The organism is Dickeya dadantii NCPPB 898, from assembly GCF_000406145.1.
Classification (GTDB): domain Bacteria; phylum Pseudomonadota; class Gammaproteobacteria; order Enterobacterales; family Enterobacteriaceae; genus Dickeya; species Dickeya dadantii.
On sequence record NZ_CM001976.1, the window covers coordinates 3,861,939 to 3,883,631 of the forward strand.

Annotated in this window: 19 protein-coding genes and 1 pseudogene; 5 read left to right on the forward strand and 15 right to left on the reverse strand. The window is 57.1% G+C overall.

Annotated features, from left to right (window positions below; translation table 11 throughout):
- Positions 1–83: 83 nt before the first annotated feature.
- The 5 genes from DDA898_RS17405 to lpxO all read right to left on the reverse strand — a co-directional run bounded on the left by DDA898_RS17405 (position 84) and on the right by lpxO (position 7,446).
- A complete protein-coding gene (locus DDA898_RS17405) occupies positions 84–1,481 on the reverse strand; it encodes a glycoside hydrolase family 1 protein (RefSeq protein WP_038911868.1) in 1,398 nt (465 codons plus the stop codon).
- A gap of 54 nt (positions 1,482–1,535) precedes the next feature.
- The gene (locus tag DDA898_RS17410; RefSeq protein WP_038911869.1) at positions 1,536–3,026 is read right to left on the reverse strand and encodes a glycoside hydrolase family 1 protein; all 1,491 of its coding nucleotides are present in this window, start codon (positions 3,024–3,026) and stop codon (positions 1,536–1,538) included.
- 15 nt (positions 3,027–3,041) lie between these two features.
- Entirely contained in the window at positions 3,042–4,940 is a 1,899-nt protein-coding gene (locus DDA898_RS17415) for a beta-glucoside-specific PTS transporter subunit IIABC (RefSeq protein ID WP_038911870.1), read from the reverse strand.
- Between the two features lie 199 nt (positions 4,941–5,139).
- The gene (gene licT / locus DDA898_RS17420) at positions 5,140–6,018 is read right to left on the reverse strand and encodes a BglG family transcription antiterminator LicT (protein WP_038911871.1); all 879 of its coding nucleotides are present in this window, start codon (positions 6,016–6,018) and stop codon (positions 5,140–5,142) included.
- Positions 6,019–6,543: 525 nt separating this feature from the next.
- Positions 6,544–7,446, reverse strand: coding sequence for a lipid A hydroxylase LpxO (gene lpxO, locus DDA898_RS17425; RefSeq protein WP_038911872.1), 903 nt, complete (start codon positions 7,444–7,446; stop codon positions 6,544–6,546).
- Positions 7,447–7,906: 460 nt separating this feature from the next.
- Here lpxO and galR point away from each other — a divergent pair, with 460 nt between their 5' ends.
- Entirely contained in the window at positions 7,907–8,917 is a 1,011-nt protein-coding gene (galR, locus tag DDA898_RS17430) for an HTH-type transcriptional regulator GalR (RefSeq protein WP_038911873.1), read from the forward strand.
- Between the two features lie 254 nt (positions 8,918–9,171).
- Here the strand turns inward: galR and DDA898_RS17435 are convergent, their stop codons facing one another.
- Entirely contained in the window at positions 9,172–9,888 is a 717-nt protein-coding gene (locus DDA898_RS17435; protein WP_038911875.1) for a Fic/DOC family protein, read from the reverse strand.
- Complete coding sequence (locus DDA898_RS17440; protein WP_033112408.1) at positions 9,881–10,549, reverse strand: hypothetical protein; 669 nt, start codon at positions 10,547–10,549, stop codon at positions 9,881–9,883. Before DDA898_RS17440 ends, DDA898_RS17435 begins: the two co-directional genes overlap by 8 nt.
- Before the next feature lie 329 nt (positions 10,550–10,878).
- On the opposite strand from DDA898_RS17440, the pseudogene DDA898_RS23735 reads away from it, so the two are divergent.
- Positions 10,879–11,005 (forward strand): annotated as a pseudogene (locus DDA898_RS23735) (IS5 family transposase); the annotation flags it as partial.
- A 188-nt stretch (positions 11,006–11,193) separates the two neighbouring features.
- On the opposite strand, the gene DDA898_RS17450 reads toward DDA898_RS23735, so the two are convergent.
- The 5 genes from DDA898_RS17450 to DDA898_RS17470 form a co-directional block, all read right to left on the reverse strand.
- Positions 11,194–11,697, reverse strand: a complete 504-nt coding sequence (locus DDA898_RS17450) for a GNAT family N-acetyltransferase (RefSeq protein WP_038911877.1) — start codon at positions 11,695–11,697, stop codon at positions 11,194–11,196.
- Positions 11,698–11,699: 2 nt separating this feature from the next.
- On the reverse strand, positions 11,700–12,467 hold the full coding sequence (locus tag DDA898_RS17455; protein WP_022634759.1) for an FCD domain-containing protein: 768 nt from the start codon (positions 12,465–12,467) through the stop codon (positions 11,700–11,702).
- Positions 12,468–12,652: 185 nt separating this feature from the next.
- On the reverse strand, positions 12,653–12,970 hold the full coding sequence (locus tag DDA898_RS17460; protein WP_013319332.1) for a PTS sugar transporter subunit IIB: 318 nt from the start codon (positions 12,968–12,970) through the stop codon (positions 12,653–12,655).
- A gap of 8 nt (positions 12,971–12,978) precedes the next feature.
- Positions 12,979–14,415 (reverse strand): glycoside hydrolase family 1 protein, encoded by a 1,437-nt coding sequence (locus DDA898_RS17465; RefSeq protein WP_038911878.1) that lies wholly within the window; start codon positions 14,413–14,415, stop codon positions 12,979–12,981.
- An 80-nt stretch (positions 14,416–14,495) separates the two neighbouring features.
- A complete protein-coding gene (locus DDA898_RS17470) occupies positions 14,496–15,836 on the reverse strand; it encodes a PTS sugar transporter subunit IIC (RefSeq protein WP_038911879.1) in 1,341 nt (446 codons plus the stop codon).
- Positions 15,837–16,071: 235 nt separating this feature from the next.
- Here DDA898_RS17470 and DDA898_RS17475 point away from each other — a divergent pair, with 235 nt between their 5' ends.
- Positions 16,072–16,398, forward strand: coding sequence for a PTS lactose/cellobiose transporter subunit IIA (locus DDA898_RS17475; RefSeq protein ID WP_013319335.1), 327 nt, complete (start codon positions 16,072–16,074; stop codon positions 16,396–16,398).
- Positions 16,399–16,525: 127 nt separating this feature from the next.
- Complete coding sequence (locus tag DDA898_RS17480) at positions 16,526–17,536, forward strand: LacI family DNA-binding transcriptional regulator (RefSeq protein ID WP_038911880.1); 1,011 nt, start codon at positions 16,526–16,528, stop codon at positions 17,534–17,536.
- 15 nt (positions 17,537–17,551) lie between these two features.
- Here DDA898_RS17480 and lysA read toward each other — a convergent pair whose 3' ends face one another.
- Positions 17,552–18,814 carry a diaminopimelate decarboxylase gene (lysA, locus tag DDA898_RS17485; RefSeq protein WP_038911881.1) on the reverse strand — a complete coding sequence of 421 codons (1,263 nt, stop codon included), beginning with the start codon at positions 18,812–18,814 and terminating at the stop codon, positions 17,552–17,554.
- Between the two features lie 124 nt (positions 18,815–18,938).
- On the opposite strand from lysA, the gene DDA898_RS17490 reads away from it, so the two are divergent.
- Positions 18,939–19,874: a LysR family transcriptional regulator gene (locus DDA898_RS17490; protein WP_038911882.1), complete on the forward strand. Its 936-nt coding sequence runs from the start codon at positions 18,939–18,941 to the stop codon at positions 19,872–19,874.
- 8 nt (positions 19,875–19,882) lie between these two features.
- On the opposite strand, the gene DDA898_RS17495 is transcribed toward DDA898_RS17490, so the two are convergent.
- Together DDA898_RS17495 and DDA898_RS17500 are read right to left on the reverse strand one after the other, a co-directional pair.
- Positions 19,883–20,875, reverse strand: coding sequence for an ABC transporter ATP-binding protein (locus DDA898_RS17495; protein WP_038911884.1), 993 nt, complete (start codon positions 20,873–20,875; stop codon positions 19,883–19,885).
- Between the two features lie 33 nt (positions 20,876–20,908).
- The gene (locus DDA898_RS17500) at positions 20,909–21,691 is read right to left on the reverse strand and encodes an ABC transporter permease (protein WP_022634768.1); all 783 of its coding nucleotides are present in this window, start codon (positions 21,689–21,691) and stop codon (positions 20,909–20,911) included.
- Between the last annotated feature and the right edge of the window lie 2 nt (positions 21,692–21,693).

Sequence of the window (21,693 nt, forward strand, 5' to 3'; positions counted from 1 at the left end):
ACGGGGAGTAAAAAAACATCCGGAAATCATTGTTCTGTGGTGCAGAAAGGCAGGGCGGGTAATGGCCCCGCCCGGGGAGGAGATTACAGCTGTTCGCCGTTACTGGCGATCACCTGCCGATACCAGTCAAAGCTCTTTTTCCTGCGACGCGCCAGCGTGCCGTGGCCGTCATTGTCTTTATCCACGTAGATAAAACCGTAGCGCTTTTTCATCTCGCCGGTGCCGGCGCTGACGATATCAATCGGCCCCCACCAGGTGTATCCCATGATGTCGCAGCCGTCGGCCAGGGCTTCCGCCACCTCGCGCAGATGCTGTTGCCCATAGCGGATACGATCGTCATCGTTGATGAAACCGTCCGCATCCGGTACGTCCACGCCGCCAAAACCATTTTCGACAATAAACAGCGGCTTTTCATAGCGATCCGCCAGTTCGTTACACACCAGCCGCAACCCTTTGGCGTCAATCGGCCAACCCCAGTCGGTGCTTTGCAGATACGGATTTTCCTTGCCGATCACCCCGCCGGTATCCGCCAACACCGGCATACCGGCCTGATAAGTGGCGCTGCGGTAATAGCTGAAACCGAGATAGTCGGACGGATGCGCCGCCAGCAATGCCAGATCGCCCTCCTCCATCGCCAGTTCAATGCCGTGATCGCGCCACATGCGCCGGCTGTAAGCCGGATAGTGACCACGCATCATCACATCGGCGTAAAACAGCGAGCGACGCCGCATCTGCATGGTTTCGAACACGTCATCCGGATGGCAACTGTGCGGATAGACGGTGCTCAGCGACAACATGCAGCCGATGCGTGCGTCCGGGATTATCTGGTGGCACAACTGGTTAGCCAGCGCGTTGGCGACGAACATGTGATGGCCGGCCTGATAAATTGCCTGCAACCGCGCTTCCGGCTCTGGCTGAATGGCGCCGGTAGCAAACGGGATGCGGTTCATGTTGTTCAGTTCGTTGAACGTCATCCAGTATTTCACCTTGTGCCGGTAACGGCGAAACACCGTGTCGCAATAGCGGACGAAATACTCCACCAGTTTACGGTTGTGCCAGCCGCCGTAGCGCTGGTACAGCGCCAGCGGCGTTTCATAGTGCGACAGGGTAATCACCGGCTGGATGCCGTACTTCAGCAGTTCGTCAAACAGACTGTCGTAAAAACGCAGCCCCGCCTCGTTGGGCTGCGCCTCATCCCCCTGTGGGAAAATGCGCGACCAGGCGATCGAAGTGCGAAAGCATTTGAACCCCATTTCGGCGAACAGGGCGATGTCGTCCTGATAGCGGTGATAAAAATCGATCGCCTCGTGGCTGGGGTAGTAGCGCGCCGGGTCAATCGCCGCATCCGGCTTGCCCGCCACGATGCCGCCGCGTACCACATCGGCAATCGACGGTCCTTTGCCGTCCTCATTCCAGGCGCCTTCCGCCTGATTGGCGGCAATCGCGCCGCCCCATAAAAACCCTTGCGGGAAACGAGCCATGATCACTCCTTGCCTATCCGGTAAAGCCGGCGACCCGCGCCGCCGGCGTTTGGGTCAGTCGAGGTCTGCGCCGTTGGAGGCGATCAGCTTGCGATACCAGTAGAAGCTCTTCTTGCGGGAACGCTGCTGGGTGCCGTGACCGTCGTCGTCCTGATCGACGTAAATAAAGCCGTAGCGCTTGGAGATTTGCGAGGTGCCGGCGCTGACCACGTCGATCGGCCCCCACCAGGTGTAGCCGAACAGTTTTACCCCGTCCGCCAGCGCTTCCTTCATTTGCTCCACATGCTGGCGCAGGTAGTCGATGCGGTAATCGTCGTCGACTGAACCGTCCGGGTTGACGCTATCCACCGCGCCCAGCCCGTTTTCGGCGATGAATAGCGGTTTCTGATAGCGGTCATACAGCTGGTTGAGCGCCAGCCGCAGCCCTTTCGGGTCGATTTGCCAGCCCCACTCGCTGGTGGGCAGATAGGGGTTGCGGATGCCGCCGGTGATCAGGTTGCCGGTCGCACCTTCCAGCTGTTCCGGATGGGCGCTGATGGTGCTGGACATGTAGTAGCTGAAGGAAACGTAGTCCACCGGGTACTGACGCAGGATCTCGTCGTCCCCCTGCTGCTTTTTCAGCACCACACCTTTTTCCGCCAGCATACGGTCGGTATAGGCCGGATAGTAACCGCGCGCCTGCACGTCGCTGAAAAACAGCGACACCCGCTGCGCCTCCTCACAAGCTTGCAGATCGTCCGGGTGGCAGGTGTGCGGATAGAGGATCTGGTAGCTGATCATACAACCGACCTGCGAGCCAGGAATGATCTGGTGACAAGCCTTGGTCGCCAACGCGCTGGCGATGAACTGGTGGTGCACGCCCTGATATTTATCCTGCTCCAGATGCGGGTTGTCCTCTTCGATCACCCCGACGCTGACGTAAGGATGGTGCTTGACGCAGTTGATCTCGTTGAAGGTCATCCAGTATTTGACCTTATGCCGATAGCGCTCGAACACCGTGGTGGCGAACCGCACGTAGAAATCGACCAGCTTGCGGTTGGGCCAGCCGCCGTACTCGGTGACCAGACACAGCGGCATCTCGTAGTGAGACAACGACACAATCGGCTGAATGTGATGCGCCAGCAGGGTATCAAGCACCCGGTCGTAAAACGCCAGCCCGTCTTCATTCGGTTCGGTTTCGTCGCCGCGCGGGAAAATGCGCGTCCAGGCGATCGACATACGAAAACAGGTGAACCCCATCTCGGCGAACAGCGCGATATCTTCCTTGTAGTGGTAATAAAAGCCGTTGCCTTTGCGCTTGGGATAGTACTTTTTACTTTGCGGGTCCTGCGCGTCCGCCACCTGCTGGTGAGTCATAAACAGCCACTGATCCAACCAGCGCTCTTTGGGCGTGCGGCTGTCAAAAGTATACACGTCCGACACCGATAGCCCCTTGCCGCCCACGTTCCAGGCGCCCTCCAGTTGGTTGGCGGCGGTGGCGCCGCCCCACAGAAAGTCCGGCGGAAATGCGTTGACATCAGGCGGACACGTTTTTGATACGCTCATGTTTTCTTCTCTCCCTCAGGCCGCCGCAGCGGTCAGTTTCATCAAGGCGTCGCGCGAGTGGACGTCGCCGTTCAGCAACGGGCGCACCTCGCCATAACATTCGGTATTGGTGACAATGACGATCACGCTGGGGTCGATGCCTTCCGCCAGCAGCGCCGGCAGGTCGAAACTCACCAGCGGTTCGCCGACTTCCACCATCTGCCCAGGCTGGGCGCGACGGATAAAGTGGCGGCCGCCGAGCTTGACGGTGTCGATGCCGATGTGGATCAGCACCTCGGCGCCGGTGTCGCTTTTGAGCGTCAGCGCGTGATGAGTGTCGAATATCGACTCGATGCGTCCATTAACCGGCGACAGCAGTTCGCCGCTTTCCGGGTAGATGGCGATCCCCTTGCCGAACACTTCCCCAGCGAACACCGGGTCGCTGAGGCTCTCCAGCGACACCACCCGCCCAGCTACCGGCGCGAACAGCTTTTCGTTATGGAACAGCTTTTCGTTATGGCCGCTCAGCGCCACCGGCGCGGCCGGCATCACCGTCTGCCCGTCGCGGGGAATGGCGGCTTTTTCCGGGTGCTCCTCAAACCCGAGCACGCAGGTCATCACCGTTGCCGTGGTGAAGGAAATCGCCATGCTGGCCAGCGCGTACAGAAAGGTCGGCCCTACCAGAGCGGGCAGCCCCGGCAGCCCGCTCAGGGCAAAAGCGTAGGTTTTCACGCCGAAGAACATGGCGAACGCGCCGCCGCAGGCGCCGCCAATCAACGCGGCGGCGAACGGACGTTTGAAACGGATATTGACGCCGTACATCGCCGGTTCGGTGATGCCCATCGTGGCGGTCAGGCTGGTGGACAACGCCAGCGATTTGGTTTTCTTGTCACGGGCGCGCAGGAACACGCCGAACGCCGCCCCCGCCTGCCCCATGTTGGCGATGTAGAAGATGATCTTGAACGGATCGAACCCCATCTTGCTGATGTTGTTGATCATGATCGGAATCAGCACATAGTGCATACCAGTGATGATGATCATCGACAGCGTGCCGCCCAGAATCAGCCCGGCGAGAATGCCCATGTTATCCACCAGCCAGACGATGCCGGTAGAGAGGTGGTTGCCGACGAGGATGCCGAGCGGACCGATGGCGATCAACATGACTGGCGCGACGATCAACAGCGTCAGCAGCGGCACGAACATGGTTTTCAGCGCGCCGGGCATGATGCGGTCGATACGGCGCTCCACCCAGGACATCAGCCACACCGCCAGCAGAATCGGGATCACCGACGAGGCGTAGGACACCGGCGACACCGGCAGCCCGAGAAAGGTAATCTCGCCGCCGCCTTGAAACAGCTTCATCAGGGTGGGATGCAGCAGCGTGGCCGCCAGCGCCACCGCCACATACGGATTACAGCCAAACTTGTGGGCGGCGCTGAACGCCAGCACCAGCGGCATGAAGTAAAAAATGCCGTCGCTGATGGCGGACAGGATCAGGTAGGTCTGGTTGGTGTTGGATACCCACTGCAACGCCACCAGTAACGACAGGATCCCTTTGAGGATACCGGCGCCGGCGATGGCCGGGATCACCGGCGAGAAGATACTGGAAAACGCCTCCAGCAGCGCCGAGACAGGGTGGCGCGGCCGCCCGGTTTCCGGGGCGTCGGCGGTCTGGCTCGCCAACCGCGGATACTGCCGTATCAACGCCCGGTAGACATCCGCCACTTCGTTGCCGATGATCACCTGAAACTGTTCGCCGGCGACATTAATACCAATTACCCCGTCTAATGCTTCCAACTGGGCGCGATCGATACGTTGCGCTTCATGCAAATAAAAACGCAGGCGGGTAATACAATGAAAAACCTGTCGGATATTTCCATCTCCGCCGACAAGCGCCACAATTTTCTTTGCAGTCTCCTGATAATTAACTGACATGGCAATTCCTCTTTCCAGAAAGAAATCTTACGATTTCCGCAACAACCGCCCGGTATTTACCGTAGCGCCTTGTTCCTCTGGGGTTTGCCTGCGTCAGCGGACATTGCCTCGTCTCCGGCTAATCGCCGCTGCCAGTAACAAGCCTATTCGGAATGATTTATACCCTTAATGCTTCAAGTTGCAGTCGTGTTGGCTGCGTTCAAATCGGCTCATGCTGATTTGTCCCGCAACTCGAATTATTTTGGGTAAGACGATGAATCATATTATCGATATGAATGGTCAGATAGAGTTTCTCCGAATTGGTCATGGTGTGTTGGTAATTTTTTTTGATAAAGGTATTGATGGCTTCCACACAGCCCAGCGTTTTTTGATAGCGTTGCTGAACCATGGTAAATAAATCGCCGTCGTCATTATCCAGCGAGGTGCCCTCCACCACCCGCTGAGAAAAAAACTTCAGGTGGGTAATGAAGCGGTGATAATTGCCGTTGCTTTCATCCAGCGGCACCTGAAAATAATATTTGACGATATTCTGCACCTGATAAATCAGCTGCGTAATCTGCTTCATATTACCGATATTATCGCCAAGCTCGGCATTGACGATATGCAGCGCAATACTGCATGCCTCATCTTCCGGCAGGTTGATGCCCAGCGTTTGCCGTATCAATGCGAGCGCCTGCTCCGCCACGGCATACTCTTGCTTGTAGAAGTGGCGCACTTCCCAGTGCAGCGGGTTCTGAATCAGGGTGCCGTTACGCTGACACTGTAGGGCAAACGCGAGGTGATCGGCCAGCGTGACATAAATGCCTTCGCTCAGTTTCTGCTGTAATTGCTTTTTCACCGTTTCGACAATATCGCTGGTCAGTTGCAATATTTCCAACGGGACTTCCTGCGCCAGGTCCTTAAAACGGGCGAAAATGGCGTTATCCTGCAAACGGAATATTTTCTCCACTCGCGGCATTTCCACATCCTGCCCGGTTCGGGAATGAAAACCCAATCCGCAGCCGGTCAAGATAAGCTCCTGCCCCTGATTGTCGATCACGCTGACCACATTATTATTCAGGACTTGAGTTATCTTCATCGCATCTCTCCTGAAAACAAAAACGGGCAAAACCTAAATACAGCAAACGGCGAAGTCAACCGACTTCATACTGTTGCTGCACTTATGTTTTGCCCGCCGAACGGTAACAAGCCTTATGCAATAATCAGAAACTATCACCCGCTATTTTGAGCGTCAATCGCGCCTCTGACAGGTGGAGGAATTTCTTCTTTATTTGTGACAAGGGTATTATTTTCCCGCCTGCCGAAACGCAGGCAAAAAAAAACCTACGCATCCGCGTAGGTTGGTGCAATTTGAATGGTTCAATGTGGAGAACACATCGATTTGTCACCCATCAATACCTCTGGGACTTGTTACTCTAAAGAGAGTCATCCCGAATCACTAGCGCAGAATCGAAAGATAAACGTTCGAAGTGCAACCAACTGTAAAATTCTCGGGTGAGCTGTAATAAAGCCGTGAAAAACCGTGGTTATCGGGTAATTCGGCCGGTTTTTCCCGACCGATGCCGACCGAAATTCAACCGGCGAAAACTGCCGTTCGAGCCGACTATAACGCCAGCCAGATCAGCGCGGCGATACCGCCGAACAACGACCACTTCGCCAGATAGTAAACCGGCTTATTCCAGCTTTTTAGCCGCTTGCCCACTTTTCTGATCGCATAGACATAGCGGAAGATCCGGTTGATTCCGCCGGTGCGATCCGCCTCGGTATTCGGTGCCGCCGCCGCGCTCATCAGATTGCGCCCCACCCAGTGATTCACCGCCTGCGCCCAGCGATAGCGCATCGGCCGTTCGATATCGCAAAACAGGATCAGCCGGTTCTGGCCGCTGGTGTTTTCCGCATAGTGGATATAGGTTTCGTCAAACAGCACACCTTCGCCATCCCGCCAGCTGTAGCGTTCGCCGTCGACCTCGATAAAGCAGCGATCGTCGTTGGGCGTCTTCAGCCCCAGATGGTAACGCAGCGAACCGGCGTACGGGTCGCGGTGGCGCGGCAAACGGCTGCCATCCGGCAGGGTGGCGAACATCGCCGCTTTTACCGACGGCAGCGAACGCAGCAACGCCGTGGTATTGGGGCACATCACACCCGCGGAGGGATGAGCATCCTCATACCATTTCAGGTAGAAGCGCTTCCAGCCGGTCTTGAAGAACGAGTTGAAACCGGCGTCGTTATAGCGATCCGACGCTTTGATTTCCTGCATCGTCAGCAGCATTTCCCCCTCTTCCCGGATCATCTGCCAGTTCTCCTGCAACACCGCCAGTTCAGGGAAATGGCCGGGCTTGAGATACGGCGTCACCGGAACGCGGGAAAACAAGTACATAAAACCGTTGAGCGGCGCGGTAAAGGTCGAGTGGTCCGACAGTTGGCGCCAGAATTTATAGCGTACGCGACCACGAAAGTGGACATAGGCGACCGCCAGAATAAACACCATCAGAATGACATATTTCATGCAGTGACTTCCCTGAGAGCAATGAGCCCATCCTGCCCGTATATAAGAAACCGGCCTGCTGTCCGGCATTATTCCCGATATCGGGCATCGCACCCGGTGCAGGATGACGGCTCGTTGAAGAAACACTCGCATAACCTATGGCAAACAATCTATTTACGCTTCACCAATATTGCTGCCTGATGGCATATCACGACACGCCGGCGGTGAAAGTTGCGATCCCCGCCTCTTGCGGCTGCGGCCTAATTCCGTGACACTTTGGCAGTCGCTTGATTCAGCGCACCATTTTCACATTAAGAGCCTATCCCAGTAGGCGTTATTGGCGCAGCCAGTTTGGACTCGGACAGAGCGGAGAAACCGGAGCGTACAAATAGTACGTGAGGATTTCGAGCACTGCCCAGGGCCAAAATGGCAAGTGAAATAGCCCTAATGGGATAGGCTCTAAGAACAACAGGAAACCTCCATGGCCACCATTAAGGACGTCGCCAGGCTGGCAGGCGTGTCGGTCGCAACCGTGTCACGCGTCATCAACGATTCGCCGAAAGCCAGTGCACAGGCACGCAACGCGGTACTACAGGCCATGCAGCAGTTGCAATACCACCCGAACGCCAACGCCCGCGCGCTGGCCCAGCAGTCCACCGAAACGCTGGGACTGGTGGTATCCGACGTGTCCGACCCGTTTTTCGGCACCATGGTCAAAGCGGTGGAGCAGGAAGCCTATCGCACCGGCAACTTTCTGTTGATTGGCAATGGTTACCATGTGGCGCACAAGGAGCGTCAGGCGATCGAACAGCTGATTCGCCACCGCTGCGCGGCGCTGGTGGTCCACGCCAAGATGCTGCCGGATGAAGAGCTCACCCAACTGATGGAACAGATTCCGGGCATGGTGCTGATCAACCGCATCCTGCCGGGTTATGAAACACGCTGTGTGGCGCTGGATAACCGCTACGGCGCCTGGCTGGCGACCCGACACCTGATCCTGCAAGGGCACCGCCAGATCGGCATCCTGTGCTCCAACCACGCCATCTCCGACGCCGATGACCGTCTGGCCGGTTACCGCAACGCGCTGGCCGAACACGCGATTCCGCTGGATGAGCAGTTGATCGCCTACGGCGAACCGGACGAAAGCGGCGGCGAGGCCGCGATGATCACGCTGCTGGAACGCGGCCGCCCGCTGACCGCGCTGACCTGCTACAACGACCCGATGGCCGCCGGCGCGCTGGCGGTGCTGAGCGATAACGGTATCGAGGTGCCGCGGGATATGTCGCTGATCGGCTTCGATGACGTGCTGCTGTCGCGCTACCTGCGCCCGCGTCTGACCACCATCCGCTACCCGATTACCGCCATGGCGACGCAGGCGGCGCAGATCGCGCTGGCGCTGGCCAACGACACGCCGTTGCCCAACGCCATCAACCTGTTCCACCCGACGCTCATTCGCCGGCATTCGGTCGCCGGTTTGAATAATGGGCGTTAGTGATGCATCAAGAGCGGTTAACAAACAGCAGTGTTATCTTGCAGGGGGATGCTGCTGACAACGATCCATCCTGTTATTAGCTGTTTCGATGAGCGTGACCACTATGCTGACGATTACCGAAGGTCGGAAACGCTACTTTACGCCGGAACTGAATAAAGGAAATAGATCAACAAACAGAAGTTCAAATTGTACAAACAGAACCAGCCCAAGGTTTATGATGAATATGTTTTTAATGTATGAGACCTAAATTTTCGTCACAGCTCTCTATTCATTTTAAATGATCGATACTTTTGAGCAACGGCTATATCTGTGTATTCACCATCAACGCAGTTTTCTATACTCTGACCATCTAAACCTCGAATACCATTTATAGATTCACCCCAAAGCTTTCTATCCCGAATGCCATCTATAAACTGACATAAGTAGTTATCCAAAAGCCCTTTTGATGGGGATTCAATTTCAGCGCTTAAGGCTCTTAAATAATCCACTTTATTGGTTATAGACCAATCAATCGAGAAGCCTGCTCGATGACAAAGCTCATTGTGAATAATCAGCATAGTACGTCCATTCCCATCAAGAAATGGATGCCCATAAGCAAAAAAACCCATAACTTCACCGGGGCGCTGACGCATCGATTCTGCATTCTGTCCAAGACGCAAGCCCTGCTCAATAGCTAATCGCGCATCATGAGGATGGCAGAACATCGTATCAGCTTTAGATACCGCACAATTAGGAGCAGTCATCGCACGGTCTTGACCAGCCCACGGATAGAATGCTTCGAATAATATCCGATGAACTTCCAAGAAATCTTCATAACAGAGGACGTCTCTTCCCGCTAAGTAAGCTAAAGCTTCATCTAAACCAGCACGAAACATTGTGTGTTCAAGTTGACGAACAATTGCCGGGTCTTTTTCACCATAATGGTTACGTAAATAACCGGCTTGCTCAAAATCATTAAACGGATCAAACACTTTGTTTTTGTTCTCGTAAGTAATTAACTGACAATATCGCGACTTCTTGCTTAGTGATTTTTCCCGCACGTTTTAAGGCGACAAGTAGATCTTCGACGGCATCATGTACCACTTCATCACCAGCTAAACGAGTCACAGCATCAGCCCATTGATCCATCGCATTGTAGCAATAAGACACATTGTAATAACGAGCAAGCTCTGATACGTAACGAGCAACACCTTTAGTCGGAGGTGTCTTTGCCAATTTGAATGCTGTATTTTTAATACAAGACCTACGGCTATAACTACGAAAACAAATAGTATTACCATTGATGACAAGCTTGCGCTTAACTCTTGGCGCATCAACTTCAACAATGATCTCACCTTGAGAGGTATTTTCCTTAGCAAAGGATAAGTCTTTTCGGTGAAGCGGGAAGCCTAACTTGTCGGCTACTTCACGAATGATAACATCGAGACTACCCTGTGCTTTTACATCATTCCCCTCCCTTTTGGCTTTAGCGTAAATCCCTAGAGAAAGGCGAAGAAGTACACCATTCTCCACTAACACATTCAATACATGTGTAACTTGGGTCTTGCTTCCCAATTGAGCGAGATCAGAACGAGATAATACAACTCCACGACGATGTTGAATCGACTGGCGTATACGAGTTTCGAGTTTCATAAAAGCCTCCCCAATAAAGCTCCTTATCATCCTAACAAGAAAATCTATTTCTTTCAATTTTCTCATTTATTTACAATCAATTAGATTGCATTCAAGCACTTACTAACCGACATCTATTGTTAAATATAATTGCAATCATCGACCATATATAAGTGGCTGTTTTGGTTGTTACCCTAGATAGAATATTGCTTCCAAAGCCAAACACCATAGCGACTTGTTTTTGTGCTTCGATCGAATGAGTAAGATTCAATTAAGCAAGATATCGTAAAATTCAGAGGCCCTATCTAAAAAATTGAAATGCAAGGAGATGTTATCGAGATGGATGGCATAACATTCACGTCCTGAAAGCGGCCACTGGAGCGGAAAAAATATCCCGATGAACTTGAGGATCATGAGTTGGGTCGCTCTCGCGGCGGCTTTGGCACCAACATCCATCTGGCAACAGATAGTGCAGGATAACCGCTACGGTGCCTGACTGGCTACCGGGACGCGATGGCGACGCAGATGGCGTTGGCCAACGACACGCCGCTGCCCAACGCTAATCCGCCGGCATTCGGTCGCCAGTTTGAATAATGGGCGCTAAATGAGTAAGGCGTTAAGACGCAGCAGGTACTAGTGAGCCCCGTTAGCTAAAGGTGATGGTTTTACGGTGTGATTGACCTTAACGCGCGGTGATACAACCGCACCGTTTTATCGGGGTACTCAGGCGCATCGCCAATGTACCGCCAGCCGTGGCGCTCGTAGTAACCACTGAAACCGGCGTAGAGATAGAGATCGTGGAAGCCGCGCTCACGGCTGAACTCAATCACAAAACGCTGTAGCTCGGCGCCCAGACCGCGATCGCGGTAGTGCTCGTCCACATAAAGCGCCGCCAGCCAGGGGGTCAAATCCTGTCGGCTGATCAGATCGCAGCGCCATAGCCCGACGGTGCCGACCAGTTGCTCGCCTGCCAGCGCCACAAACGTCAGCGGCAACGCTTGTTTGTCCATGCTGTGATGCACCACGCTGGCAAAAAAGTCCCGGCTCAGCCCTTCGCCAAACGCCTGCCACAGCCAGTCGACGACCTGCGCCTCAAAGTGCGGGTAATCCGCCAGATAACCAATCGAGACCTGAGATCCTATCGTTGCCTTAGATTCCATCGTCGTCATGCTCAGACCAGTTTTCCCTGAAAGATCGGTACCGAATCGAACAGATAGCCGTCAAATTCCGGCGCTTCGGCGTCGGAAATCTCCATCAGGGTGGTTTTGACGTTTTCCAGATGTTGCCACATCGCCTGATAAGAGCCGCTGACATCCCGACGACGCAGCGCCGCCAGTATCGTCTGGTGGTCCGCCAGCCATTTCAACCGGTAGCCGTGGTTGCCGACATGGCTGTAAAGCTGCTGCCAGATGGGGCTTTCGTCCCGGCAAGACCAGATATTGCTGACCGTTTCCAGCAGCATCTGGTTTTGGGTGGCACCCGCCACCTGCAGATGAAAGATTTTGTCGAAATCGCTGCGGTAATCATTGGCGGCGATGGCCGCCTGCTCCTGCTCCAGCGTATGCCGCAAGATATCAATGTCATTGCGGGTCGCCATGCGGGCGGCAAACGCGGCGATATTGCTTTCCAGCAACTGGCGCGCCTGCAGCATTTCAAACGCGCCGATGCGGTTTTGCGCATTGGGGGACGGCTCCTCCGCTGACGGCACGCGCAACACGTACACGCCCGACCCCTGGCGGATATCCACCGTGCCTTCCAGCTCCAGCATCAGCAACGCTTCACGCACGATGGTGCGGCTGACGCCGTAGGTTTCGGCAATATTCCGCTCCGGCGGAAGACGCGCCCCGACCGGGTACTCCCCCTGCTGGATTTTCTCCCGCAGGTCACACCCTATCTCCTGGTATTGCTTTCTTTCTTGTAGAACCACAACCTTCGCCACAATGCCACCCTGAACGGCCGAGAATTGAACACCGCTGCCGCCCCGACGCGGGGCCGGATACCAGGCTGCGCGCCCCTGAATCATCGCCGCGCCGGCACAACGCGCGCGTTCGTCAGGGTCCACAGCCTAAACGCGGACCGGGGTCTGCACCACCGGTCCGCGCGTTACTTACAGCAATCAGGGGCTCAGTTTACCAAACTCAGCGCCTGATCGAGTACCTTTGCGCCGTTCAGGGTGCCGTAAGCCACCGAATCGATCACCGCGATCGGGATCTGGTACTCGTCGGTCAGTTTCTTGTTTTCCGTCAGCTTGAACCGCACCTGCGGCCCCAGCAGCACCGCGATGATATCGTCGCCGTAGGTTTGCAGTTCATCCCGCAGGTTCTGTTCGGGAATGGCGTAAATCTGGTATTCCATGCCGCGCGCCGTCGCTTCTTTTTCCATTTTGGTCACCACCAGCGACGTGGACATGCCTGCCGAGCAGGCCAGTACGATCCGTTTCATCTTTCCCCCTATTTATCTTCATCGTCCAGTTCGAACGCCAGCACGCCGCTGTCCCGCACCTGACGGAACCAGCTTGCCGATTTCTTCGGCCGCCGCTGCCGGTCGTGCTCCAGATCGATTTCAATCAGGCCGTAACGGTTCTTGAACGCGTTCATCGGCGAGACGTTGTCGGTAAAGGCCCACAGCATGTAACCCAGACAGTTGGCCCCGTCTTCGCGCGCCTTTAACGTCCAGTAAAGGTGTTCGGCGATGAACGCGATACGGTAATCATCCTGCACCACGCCGCGGCCGTCTTTGAACTGGCCTTCGTTTTCAATCCCCATGCCGTTTTCCGACACGAACCAGGGCAGGTTGCCGTATTCGTCTTTCAGGCGCATCGCCATGTCGTAAATGATGCGGGGATTAATCTCCCAGCCACGGGACTTGTTCATCCGCCGGCCGGGCAGTTCGAAATGCTCGTAGTAGTAGGCCGGGTGGAACGGCGTGTTGCTGTTCCACGCCCGGCTGGGCGCTTTGACCCGGTGCGGGTAATAGAGATTGATCCCCACCTCGTCCACGGTATTGGCGCGGATGATAGCCAGCTCTTCCTCGGTGTAATCCCAATGCACCTGATGCGTTTCCAGCAGCGCCAGCAGCTCCGCCGGGTATTCGCCCTTCAGCGCCGGGTCCAGAAATACCCGGTTGTAGAACAGGTCATACAGCCGCGCCGCTTCCACATCGTGCGCGGCGCTGGAACGCGGATAGGTCACCTCCGGATTGAGGATCACCCCGATGCTGCCGCCGTGGCGGTGGTAACCTTTGTCGCGGAACAGTTGCACCACTTTGGCGGTCGCCAGATTCTTGTGGTGGTTCCACTGCATCCAGACGCCGGTGTCCTGCTGGTAGGGGTAGCGCGCCGCGTCCAGATAGACGCGGGTTTGCACCACAATCGGCTCGTTAAAGGTGAACCAGCGCTTAACCTTGCCGGCATAGCGGGCGAACACCGCGTCGGCGTACTGCACGAACCACTCCACCACCCGCTTCGACGACCAGCCCTGATACTTCTCGAACAGCACCGCCGGCAGCTCGTAATGCTCCAGACACAGCATCGGTTCGATGCCCTGCCGGTGCAGTTCGTCGATCAGGTTGTCGATGTAAGCAGCGTATTCCTCATCCACCACGCCGTTTTCATAGTCCAGCATGAAGCGCGACCAGTTGATGGAGGTGCGGAAATGGGTCAGCCCGGTCTGCTTCATCAGCGCCACGTCTTCGCGGTAGCGGTTGTAGAAGTCGGTAGCCACCGCCGGACCGTAGCCGTTGTGCCATACCTGCCGGTCGCGCTTGTACCACAGGTCCAGATAGGAATCCTGCCCGCTCTTCTTGCCTGACCATCCTTCGGTCTGCCAGGCGGACGACGCCGCCCCCAGAATGAAGCCCTCGGGAAGGGTCATTGATACCTTGCTCATGCCTTTCTCCCTTTCGTTTTTCGATTCGCTTCGTTGTTCGATTCGCTTACGTGTTCGATCTGCTTACGTGTTTAATACGCTTAGCTTTTCGCTACACTGGCCTGCTCGGCTTCCGCTTCCCGCTGCGCCTGCTCGGCACGACGAGACGCCACTTTGACGAACGGCAGGTAAATCAGGGTGGCGACGATGATGCAAACAATCTGCGTCGCCACCGCGCCCATGGAACCGGCGGTGGACAGCCAGGCGTTGATGATCGGCGGCGTGGTCCAAGGCACCATCACCACCGCTTTGCCGGCAAAGCCCATGCTGGTGGCGAAGTAACCGATGGTGCCGGTGACCAGCGGCGTGATGATGAACGGAATCGCCAGAATCGGGTTGAGCATGATCGGCATACCGAAAATCACCGGCTCATTGATGTTGAACACGCACGGGCCGAAGGAGATCTTGGCGATCTCTTTCATTTCGCGGCGGCGGGAAGCGATCATCACCGCCAGCAGCAGCCCGATGGTCAGCCCGGAGCCGCCGATGCTCATATACACGTCCCAGAACGGCATGGTGATGATATTCGGCACCTCGTGACCCTGTTCAAACGCGGTCATGTTCACCGCGATCGCCCCCAGCAACAGCGGTTCGCGGATCGGCTTGATCATCTGGTTGCCGTGGATGCCGATCACCCAGAACAGTTGCGCCACAAACATCAGGATCAACAGCCCCGGCAGGCTCTGCACCACCGATTCCAGCGGCTGCTGCACCACCATGTAGATGGCGTCGTACAGGTACATGCCGGTCACTTTCTGGAAGGTAAACCCAAAGGTCGCCACCAGCGTCACGGTGATGATCGCCGGGATCAACGCCGAAAACGACGCGGACACATTCGGCGGCACGCTGTCCGGCATCTTGATGCGCAGCCGGTCCACCGATTCCAGCTTGGAGTAAATCTCCACCGACAGAATGGCGATGAACATGCCGAGGAACAGGCTCTTGGTGTCGGAAAACTGGCGCGCCAGCACGTCTTTCACCGGCAGCGTCTGGCCGTTGATCACCATATCGATGGTGGTGGGGGTAATCGAAATGAAACAGATCACCGCCAGCAAACCGGGGAACAGCCCGCGGGAGCCGTTGATTTTCCCCAGCTCGATACCGATCAGGAACACCGCGCCGATGGTGAGAAAGTTCAGTGTGGCGTAGTTAATGCCGCTCATAATCGGTTTGAGCGGCGCCAGAAAGGAGAACATGGCGAAACTCGCCAGCCCGTTCCTGGGGTCGAGCACCATATTGGAGATCAGCACAGAAAACGCGCCCACGATGATCACCGGCATCAGCGTGATGAACGAGGCTTTGATCGCCATGATGTATCTCAGGCTGTTGAACTGGTTGGCAAACGATCCTAATGAATCGATGGCCTGATCCTTGAATGACATAACTCCACCTCTTTGATTTACCTGCATTTTCAGGGGTTGTTGTTATCAGAGGCTATCGCCCCCGTAGTGGCCGTTACGCGCGGAAGAATGGACGGCAGGTTCAGCGCTTTCGCGTTTGGCATGCCAAAAAATAAAACAAATGAATAATTTTTCTGTGACATTGTTCTCACAAGCCAATATTGGAATTCCAATAACATGGCAAACATCAAATTTGGCATACCAAGAGGACGACGCGATGGAATTCGATATGGAACAGACCGTGATGGAGCTACTGATCAACGCCGGTGAAGCCCGATCCAGCGCCATGATGGCGATTCAGGCCGCCCGCGGTCAGGACTGGGCGCAGGCCGACGCGCAGCTGCTGGCCTCAAAGGAGGCGGCGAAAGCGGCCCATCTTATCCAGACCCGGCTGATCGGGCTGGATGAAGGCGAAGGCAAGGTGCCGGTCAATCTGATTATGGTACACGCGCAGGATCATCTGATGACCGCCATGCTATGCCACGATCTGGCCGAAGAGCTGGTACTGCTGCGCAAAGAGCTGTTTGAACGCTCATCAGCCTGACGACGCCGCGCCGGCAGAGAGATATTCTGCACCTGCCCCACTGACGCTGTGCCAGTGTGCTAGTATGTGACAAAGATTGATAACAACTCTGTGACAGACTTCGGTAAAAACAGGGAAGGTGCAAACCATGATGACCATGCTTGATGTGGCAAGGCATGCCGGCGTATCCAAAGCCACAGTATCACGGGTGTTGAACGGTACGGGTCAGGTGAAGCAAAGCACGCGCGATGCCGTGTTCAAAGCGATGGAAGAACTGGGCTATCGCCCCAACTTTCTGGCGCGATCGCTGGCGCAACGCAGCTCAAACAGCCTCGGCCTGGTGGTATCCAATTTCGACGGCCCCTATTTCGGCCGCTTGCTGCGCCGGGCGGCGGAACGCACCGAAACCAGCGGCAAGCACCTGATCGTGACCGACGGTCACGATACGCCGGAAGACGAACAACAGGCGGTGCAACTGCTGACCGATCGCCGCTGCGACGCCATCGTGCTCTATACCCGCCACATGTCCGACGCGGCGCTGATGGGGCTGCTGGAGCAGTCTACGGTGCCGATCGTGGTCATCAACCGTCACCTGCCGATGGCGCCTGACCGCTGCGTCTGGTTCGAACAACAGCAGGCGGTATTTCAGTTGATCGATTATCTGGTGCAGCAAGGGCACCGCGAAATCGCCTGCATCACCGGGCCGATCAACACCCCGACCGCGCGCGCACGTCTGGCGGGTTACCGGCAGGCGCTGGATCATCATCGTATCCCTTATGATCCGCTGCGGGTGGTCAACGGCGATAATCTGGTGCCCGGCGGCTATCAGGCGGTACGCGAGCTGCTGGCGCATGACGCCGGTTTTTCCGCGATCTTCGCCAGCAACGACGATATGTGCATCGGCGCGATGAAAGCGCTGCTCGAAGCCGGCAAGCGGCTGCCGCAAGACGTGTCGCTGTTCGGCTTTGACGATATTCCCAGCGCGCCTTATCTGAACCCGGCGCTGTCCACGGTGTATTTGCCGATTGAAGAGATGATCAGCGCCGCCATCTCGCAGGCGCTGAAACTGTCCGAAGGCGCATCGGTCAAACCGATCGCCCCGTTTATCGGTGAATTGAAACGGCGCGCCTCGGTGACGCAAGGGCCGCACACGCGCTGAATCGGCACCGAGCGGTTACACCCGCTCCAGCGCCAGCAGTTCGTCCAGCGTCTGACGGCGGCGAATCAGCCGCGGCTGCCCTTGTTCAAACAGCACTTCGGCGATCAGCGGGCGGCTATTGTAGTTGGAGGACATCGACGCGCCGTAAGCGCCGGTGTCATGGAACACCAGATAATCGCCCACCTGCGCCGACGGCAGCGGCAGCGTTTCCACTCCACCGCCCGCCTGCTGGGTGAACACATCGCCGGATTCGCACAGCGGGCCGGCCACCACGGTGTCGCGCAGCGCGGACTGGCTCAGATCGCGCCCGTCGCCCGGCAACAGAGTGATGTGATGGTAACTGCCGTACATCGCCGGGCGCATCAGGTCGCTGAATCCGGCGTCCACCAGCACAAAATGACGGCTGCCCATGTCTTTTACCGCGCGCACCTGCGCCACCAGCACGCCGGACTCCGCCACCAGAAAACGCCCCGGTTCGATTTCCAGCGCCACCGGGTGCTCCAGATGCGCGGCGATCTGCTCCCGCGCCCGGTTCCACAGTCCATAATAGTGTTGAGTATCAATGCGCTCGCCGCCGTGACGATAGGGAATCGACAACCCGCCGCCGGCGGAAATCGCCTCCAGATCCTGCCCCACCGCCAGCACCTGCTGCACCATCGCGTCGCACACCTGCTCCAGGTGCCCGTAATCAACACCGGAGCCGATATGCATGTGGATGCCCACCAGCTTCAGGCGATAACGGCTCAGCGCCTCCAGCGCCTGCGGCAAATCGGCATACCAGATACCGTGTTTGCTGTTTTCGCCGCCGGTGTTGGTCTTCTGACTGTGGCCGTGGCCGAATCCCGGATTAATACGCAGCCACACCGGGTGACCCGGCGAACGCTCGCCCAGTTGATGCAGCATGTCGATGGAACCGGCATTCACCGGAATGTTCAGCTCGTGCACCCGTTGCAGCGTGGCGTCATCCAGCACATCGGCGGTAAACACGATCTCGTGCGCCTCGGTACCCGGCTCAAACCCGGCCGCCAGCGCGCGTTCAATTTCGCCCAGCGATACCGAATCCACCTTCACGCCCTGCTGGCGCATCAGTTTCAGAATATGCAGGTTGGAACAGGCTTTCTGCGCAAAACGGATGGTGTCGAACTGGCGCAACTGACCGATGCGCTCAATGATAGTCTCGGCATCGTAGGCCCACAGCGGGCAGCCAAAGCGTTCCGGCAGCGCGCGCAGGCTCTGGACGTTCAGCGCATGGGAAAGGTCATTCAGATCGTGTGGCATGGATATCGTACCGTGGCGTTATCAGATGCCGAAATTGTGCTGGCCTGCATCCTATAATACAAATATCCTTTTTCGCAGACTCTATTCATTTCTGATATGGCTTAGCTGAACAAAAGAGGAACGAATGGCTGAGATTTCCCTGCGCCACATTGAGATCTTTCACGCGGTAATGACCACCGGCAACCTGACGGAAGCCGCCGCGCTGCTCAATACCTCGCAGCCGACGGTGAGCCGCGAACTGGCGCGTTTCGAGCATCTGGTGCAGATGCCGCTGTTCGAACGCCTGCGCGGGCGGCTACACCCCACCGCGCAGGCGTTGCAATTGTTCGACGAAGTGCAGCACTCCTATTACGGGCTGGAGCGCATCATCAATGCCGCGCGCGATATCCGGCAGTTTCGGCAGGCGCCGCTGTCGGTCGCCTGTCTGCCGGTGTTCTCCCAGTCGTTGCTGCCCGAGGTATGCCAGCCGCTGCTGGCGCGTTACCCGGCGCTCAATCTGCACGTCATCCCGCAGGAATCGCCGTTGCTGGAAGAGTGGCTGTCGGCGCAGCGCCACGATCTGGGGCTGACGGAAAATCAGGTCACCCCCGCCGGCACCGAACGGCAAACGCTGATGGAACTCAATGAAGTCTGCGTACTGCCCATCGGCCACCCGCTGGCGCGCAAAACGGTGCTGACGCCGGAGGATTTCCGCGACCAGCCGTTCGTCAGCCTGTCCAGTACCGACAGTTACCGGCAGTTGCTGGACCAGCAATTTGAACAGGCGAACGTCGCGCGGCGGCTGGTGCTGGACACCCACAGCGCCGCCTCGGTATGCGCGATGGTGCGCGCCGGAGTGGGGTTGTCGATCGTCAACCCGCTCACCGCGGTGGATTACGCCAGCAGCGGCGCGGTGGCGGTACGCCGTTTCAGCATCGAGGTGCCGTTTACCGTCAGCCTGATTCGCCCGCTGCACCGCCCGGCCTCGGCCTTGGTGGAGCAATTCACCGAACAGTTACTCGCCTTCGCCGAAAACTTTCCCGCGCGGTTGCAACGCTGGCTGGCGCACAACACAGCCTAAAGTGAGCTTTACGCCACCTCACGCAGCGCGCTGAGATCGATCTGCACCCCGACCCGGCTGCCGGTGGGGTGCAAATCGGTCACCGCACGGTTGAGCACGTCTACCGACAGCTCCACCTCGCTGATGCGTACCCGGTAGCGGATAACGTTGCCCAGCAGGCTGTGACCGATGATTTCTCCGGCCAGCCCCTGCTCCGGCGCGCACAACAGCACCGACTCCGGACGCAGCGCCACCTGGCCGGAAAACCGCCCACCGGTCAGGCTCATCGCCTGTTCGGCGCTCAGCAGGTTGTAACTGCCGATGAACCCGGCGGCAAACAGGCTGGCGGGCTGGGTGTAGAGCGACTCGGCGTCGCCGTTCTGCACGATTTCTCCCTTGTTCATCAGTACGATGCGGTCGGATAACGTCAGCGCTTCCTCCTGATCGTGGGTAACGAAGATGGCGGTCAGCTTCAGCTCCTGCTGGATGCGCCGGATCTGCTCACGCAGGTGACGGCGAATGCGGGCGTCCAGCGCCGACAGCGGCTCGTCCAACAGCAGCAGGCGTGGGCGGGTCACCAGCGAGCGCGCCAGCGCCACGCGCTGACACTGGCCGCCGGACAACTGGTGCGGGTAGCGGCGGGCATACTCGCCCAGTTCCACCAACGCCAGCACCTCCGCCACCCGCGCGCGAATCTCGCCAGCGGGCAGTTTCTGCATCTTCAGGCCGAACGCCACATTGCCTTCGACGGTCATATTGGGAAACAGCGCGTAATTCTGGAACACCATGCCGATATCACGCTGTTGCGGCGACAGCGGTACGATGTCGCGGCCTTGTAGCAGAATCTGACCGCTGTCCACCGACGTCAGCCCGGCCAGACAGCGCAACAGCGTCGACTTGCCGCAGCCGCTCGGCCCCAGCAGCGTGACGAACTCGCCTTCATCGGCCGAAAATTGGATATCCTGAAACACTCTGGTCGGCCCGTAGTGTTTATTCAGATTGATGACGTCAAGATAGGCCATGTTCAGCGTGTCCCTTTTTACTCATTGCGTGATTCATTGATTGCGGTTAAGCGCGTTCGCCAGCCAGGTCACCAGCAGCACCACCAGAAAATAGGAGATCACCAGCGCGCTGGTAAAATGCCCGCTGTCGTTGCGTTTGTTGTACAGGTACACCTGCAGGGTTTCGTAGTTGGTGCCCGCCAGTAGATTGGCGAACACGAACTCGCCGATCAGGAATGAAAATGACAGCAGCACGGCAATCATCACCCCTTTACGCAGGTTGGGCAGCACCACCCACAGCGCCGCCTGCCAGGTACTGGCGCCGAGCAGATGCGCCGCGTCCAGCAACTCCTGCAAGTTGATTGCCTGCATGTTGTTGGCGATGGCGCGGTAAATAAACGGCAGCGCGATGGTGAAATAGCAGCCGACCAGAATCCAGGGGGTGCCGGTCAGCGCCAGCGGTTCGGCGGAGTAAAGCTGTAGCAGCCCCACCGACGACACCACCGGCGGCACCGCAAACGGCAGCAGAATCAGCACGTTCATCAGCCCGTCCAGCTTCGGAAACGCCCAGGCGATCACGAACATCGCCGGCAACACCAGCAACAGCGAAAACAGTAATGCGCCGAAACAGATCAGCAGCGAGTGGCCCAGCGCCACCAGAAAACGGCTGTCGCTCCACAGTTGCGTAAACCATTTCAGGGTCAGCCCCTGCGGCAGAATGGTCGCGCCCCACTCGGTGGCGAGCGCGTAACCCAGCGTCGCCAGCAGCGGCAACATCAGAATCAGTAACACCAGCCACACCACCAGCAGGTGGTAACGGCGTTCAGCACGAGACATGG

Coding starts and splice junctions, on each gene's coding strand:
- DDA898_RS17405 (WP_038911868.1), bottom strand. CDS start 1,481: ATGGCTCGTTTCCCGCAAGGGTTTTTATGGGGCGGCGCGATTGCCGCC.
- DDA898_RS17410 (WP_038911869.1), bottom strand. CDS start 3,026: ATGAGCGTATCAAAAACGTGTCCGCCTGATGTCAACGCATTTCCGCCG.
- DDA898_RS17415 (WP_038911870.1), bottom strand. CDS start 4,940: ATGTCAGTTAATTATCAGGAGACTGCAAAGAAAATTGTGGCGCTTGTC.
- licT (WP_038911871.1), bottom strand. CDS start 6,018: ATGAAGATAACTCAAGTCCTGAATAATAATGTGGTCAGCGTGATCGAC.
- lpxO (WP_038911872.1), bottom strand. CDS start 7,446: ATGAAATATGTCATTCTGATGGTGTTTATTCTGGCGGTCGCCTATGTC.
- galR (WP_038911873.1), top strand. CDS start 7,907: ATGGCCACCATTAAGGACGTCGCCAGGCTGGCAGGCGTGTCGGTCGCA.
- DDA898_RS17440 (WP_033112408.1), bottom strand. CDS start 10,549: ATGAAACTCGAAACTCGTATACGCCAGTCGATTCAACATCGTCGTGGA.
- DDA898_RS17450 (WP_038911877.1), bottom strand. CDS start 11,697: ATGACGACGATGGAATCTAAGGCAACGATAGGATCTCAGGTCTCGATT.
- DDA898_RS17460 (WP_013319332.1), bottom strand. CDS start 12,970: ATGAAACGGATCGTACTGGCCTGCTCGGCAGGCATGTCCACGTCGCTG.
- DDA898_RS17465 (WP_038911878.1), bottom strand. CDS start 14,415: ATGAGCAAGGTATCAATGACCCTTCCCGAGGGCTTCATTCTGGGGGCG.
- DDA898_RS17470 (WP_038911879.1), bottom strand. CDS start 15,836: ATGTCATTCAAGGATCAGGCCATCGATTCATTAGGATCGTTTGCCAAC.
- DDA898_RS17475 (WP_013319335.1), top strand. CDS start 16,072: ATGGAATTCGATATGGAACAGACCGTGATGGAGCTACTGATCAACGCC.
- DDA898_RS17480 (WP_038911880.1), top strand. CDS start 16,526: ATGATGACCATGCTTGATGTGGCAAGGCATGCCGGCGTATCCAAAGCC.
- lysA (WP_038911881.1), bottom strand. CDS start 18,814: ATGCCACACGATCTGAATGACCTTTCCCATGCGCTGAACGTCCAGAGC.
- DDA898_RS17490 (WP_038911882.1), top strand. CDS start 18,939: ATGGCTGAGATTTCCCTGCGCCACATTGAGATCTTTCACGCGGTAATG.
- DDA898_RS17495 (WP_038911884.1), bottom strand. CDS start 20,875: ATGGCCTATCTTGACGTCATCAATCTGAATAAACACTACGGGCCGACC.
- DDA898_RS17500 (WP_022634768.1), bottom strand. CDS start 21,691: ATGTCTCGTGCTGAACGCCGTTACCACCTGCTGGTGGTGTGGCTGGTG.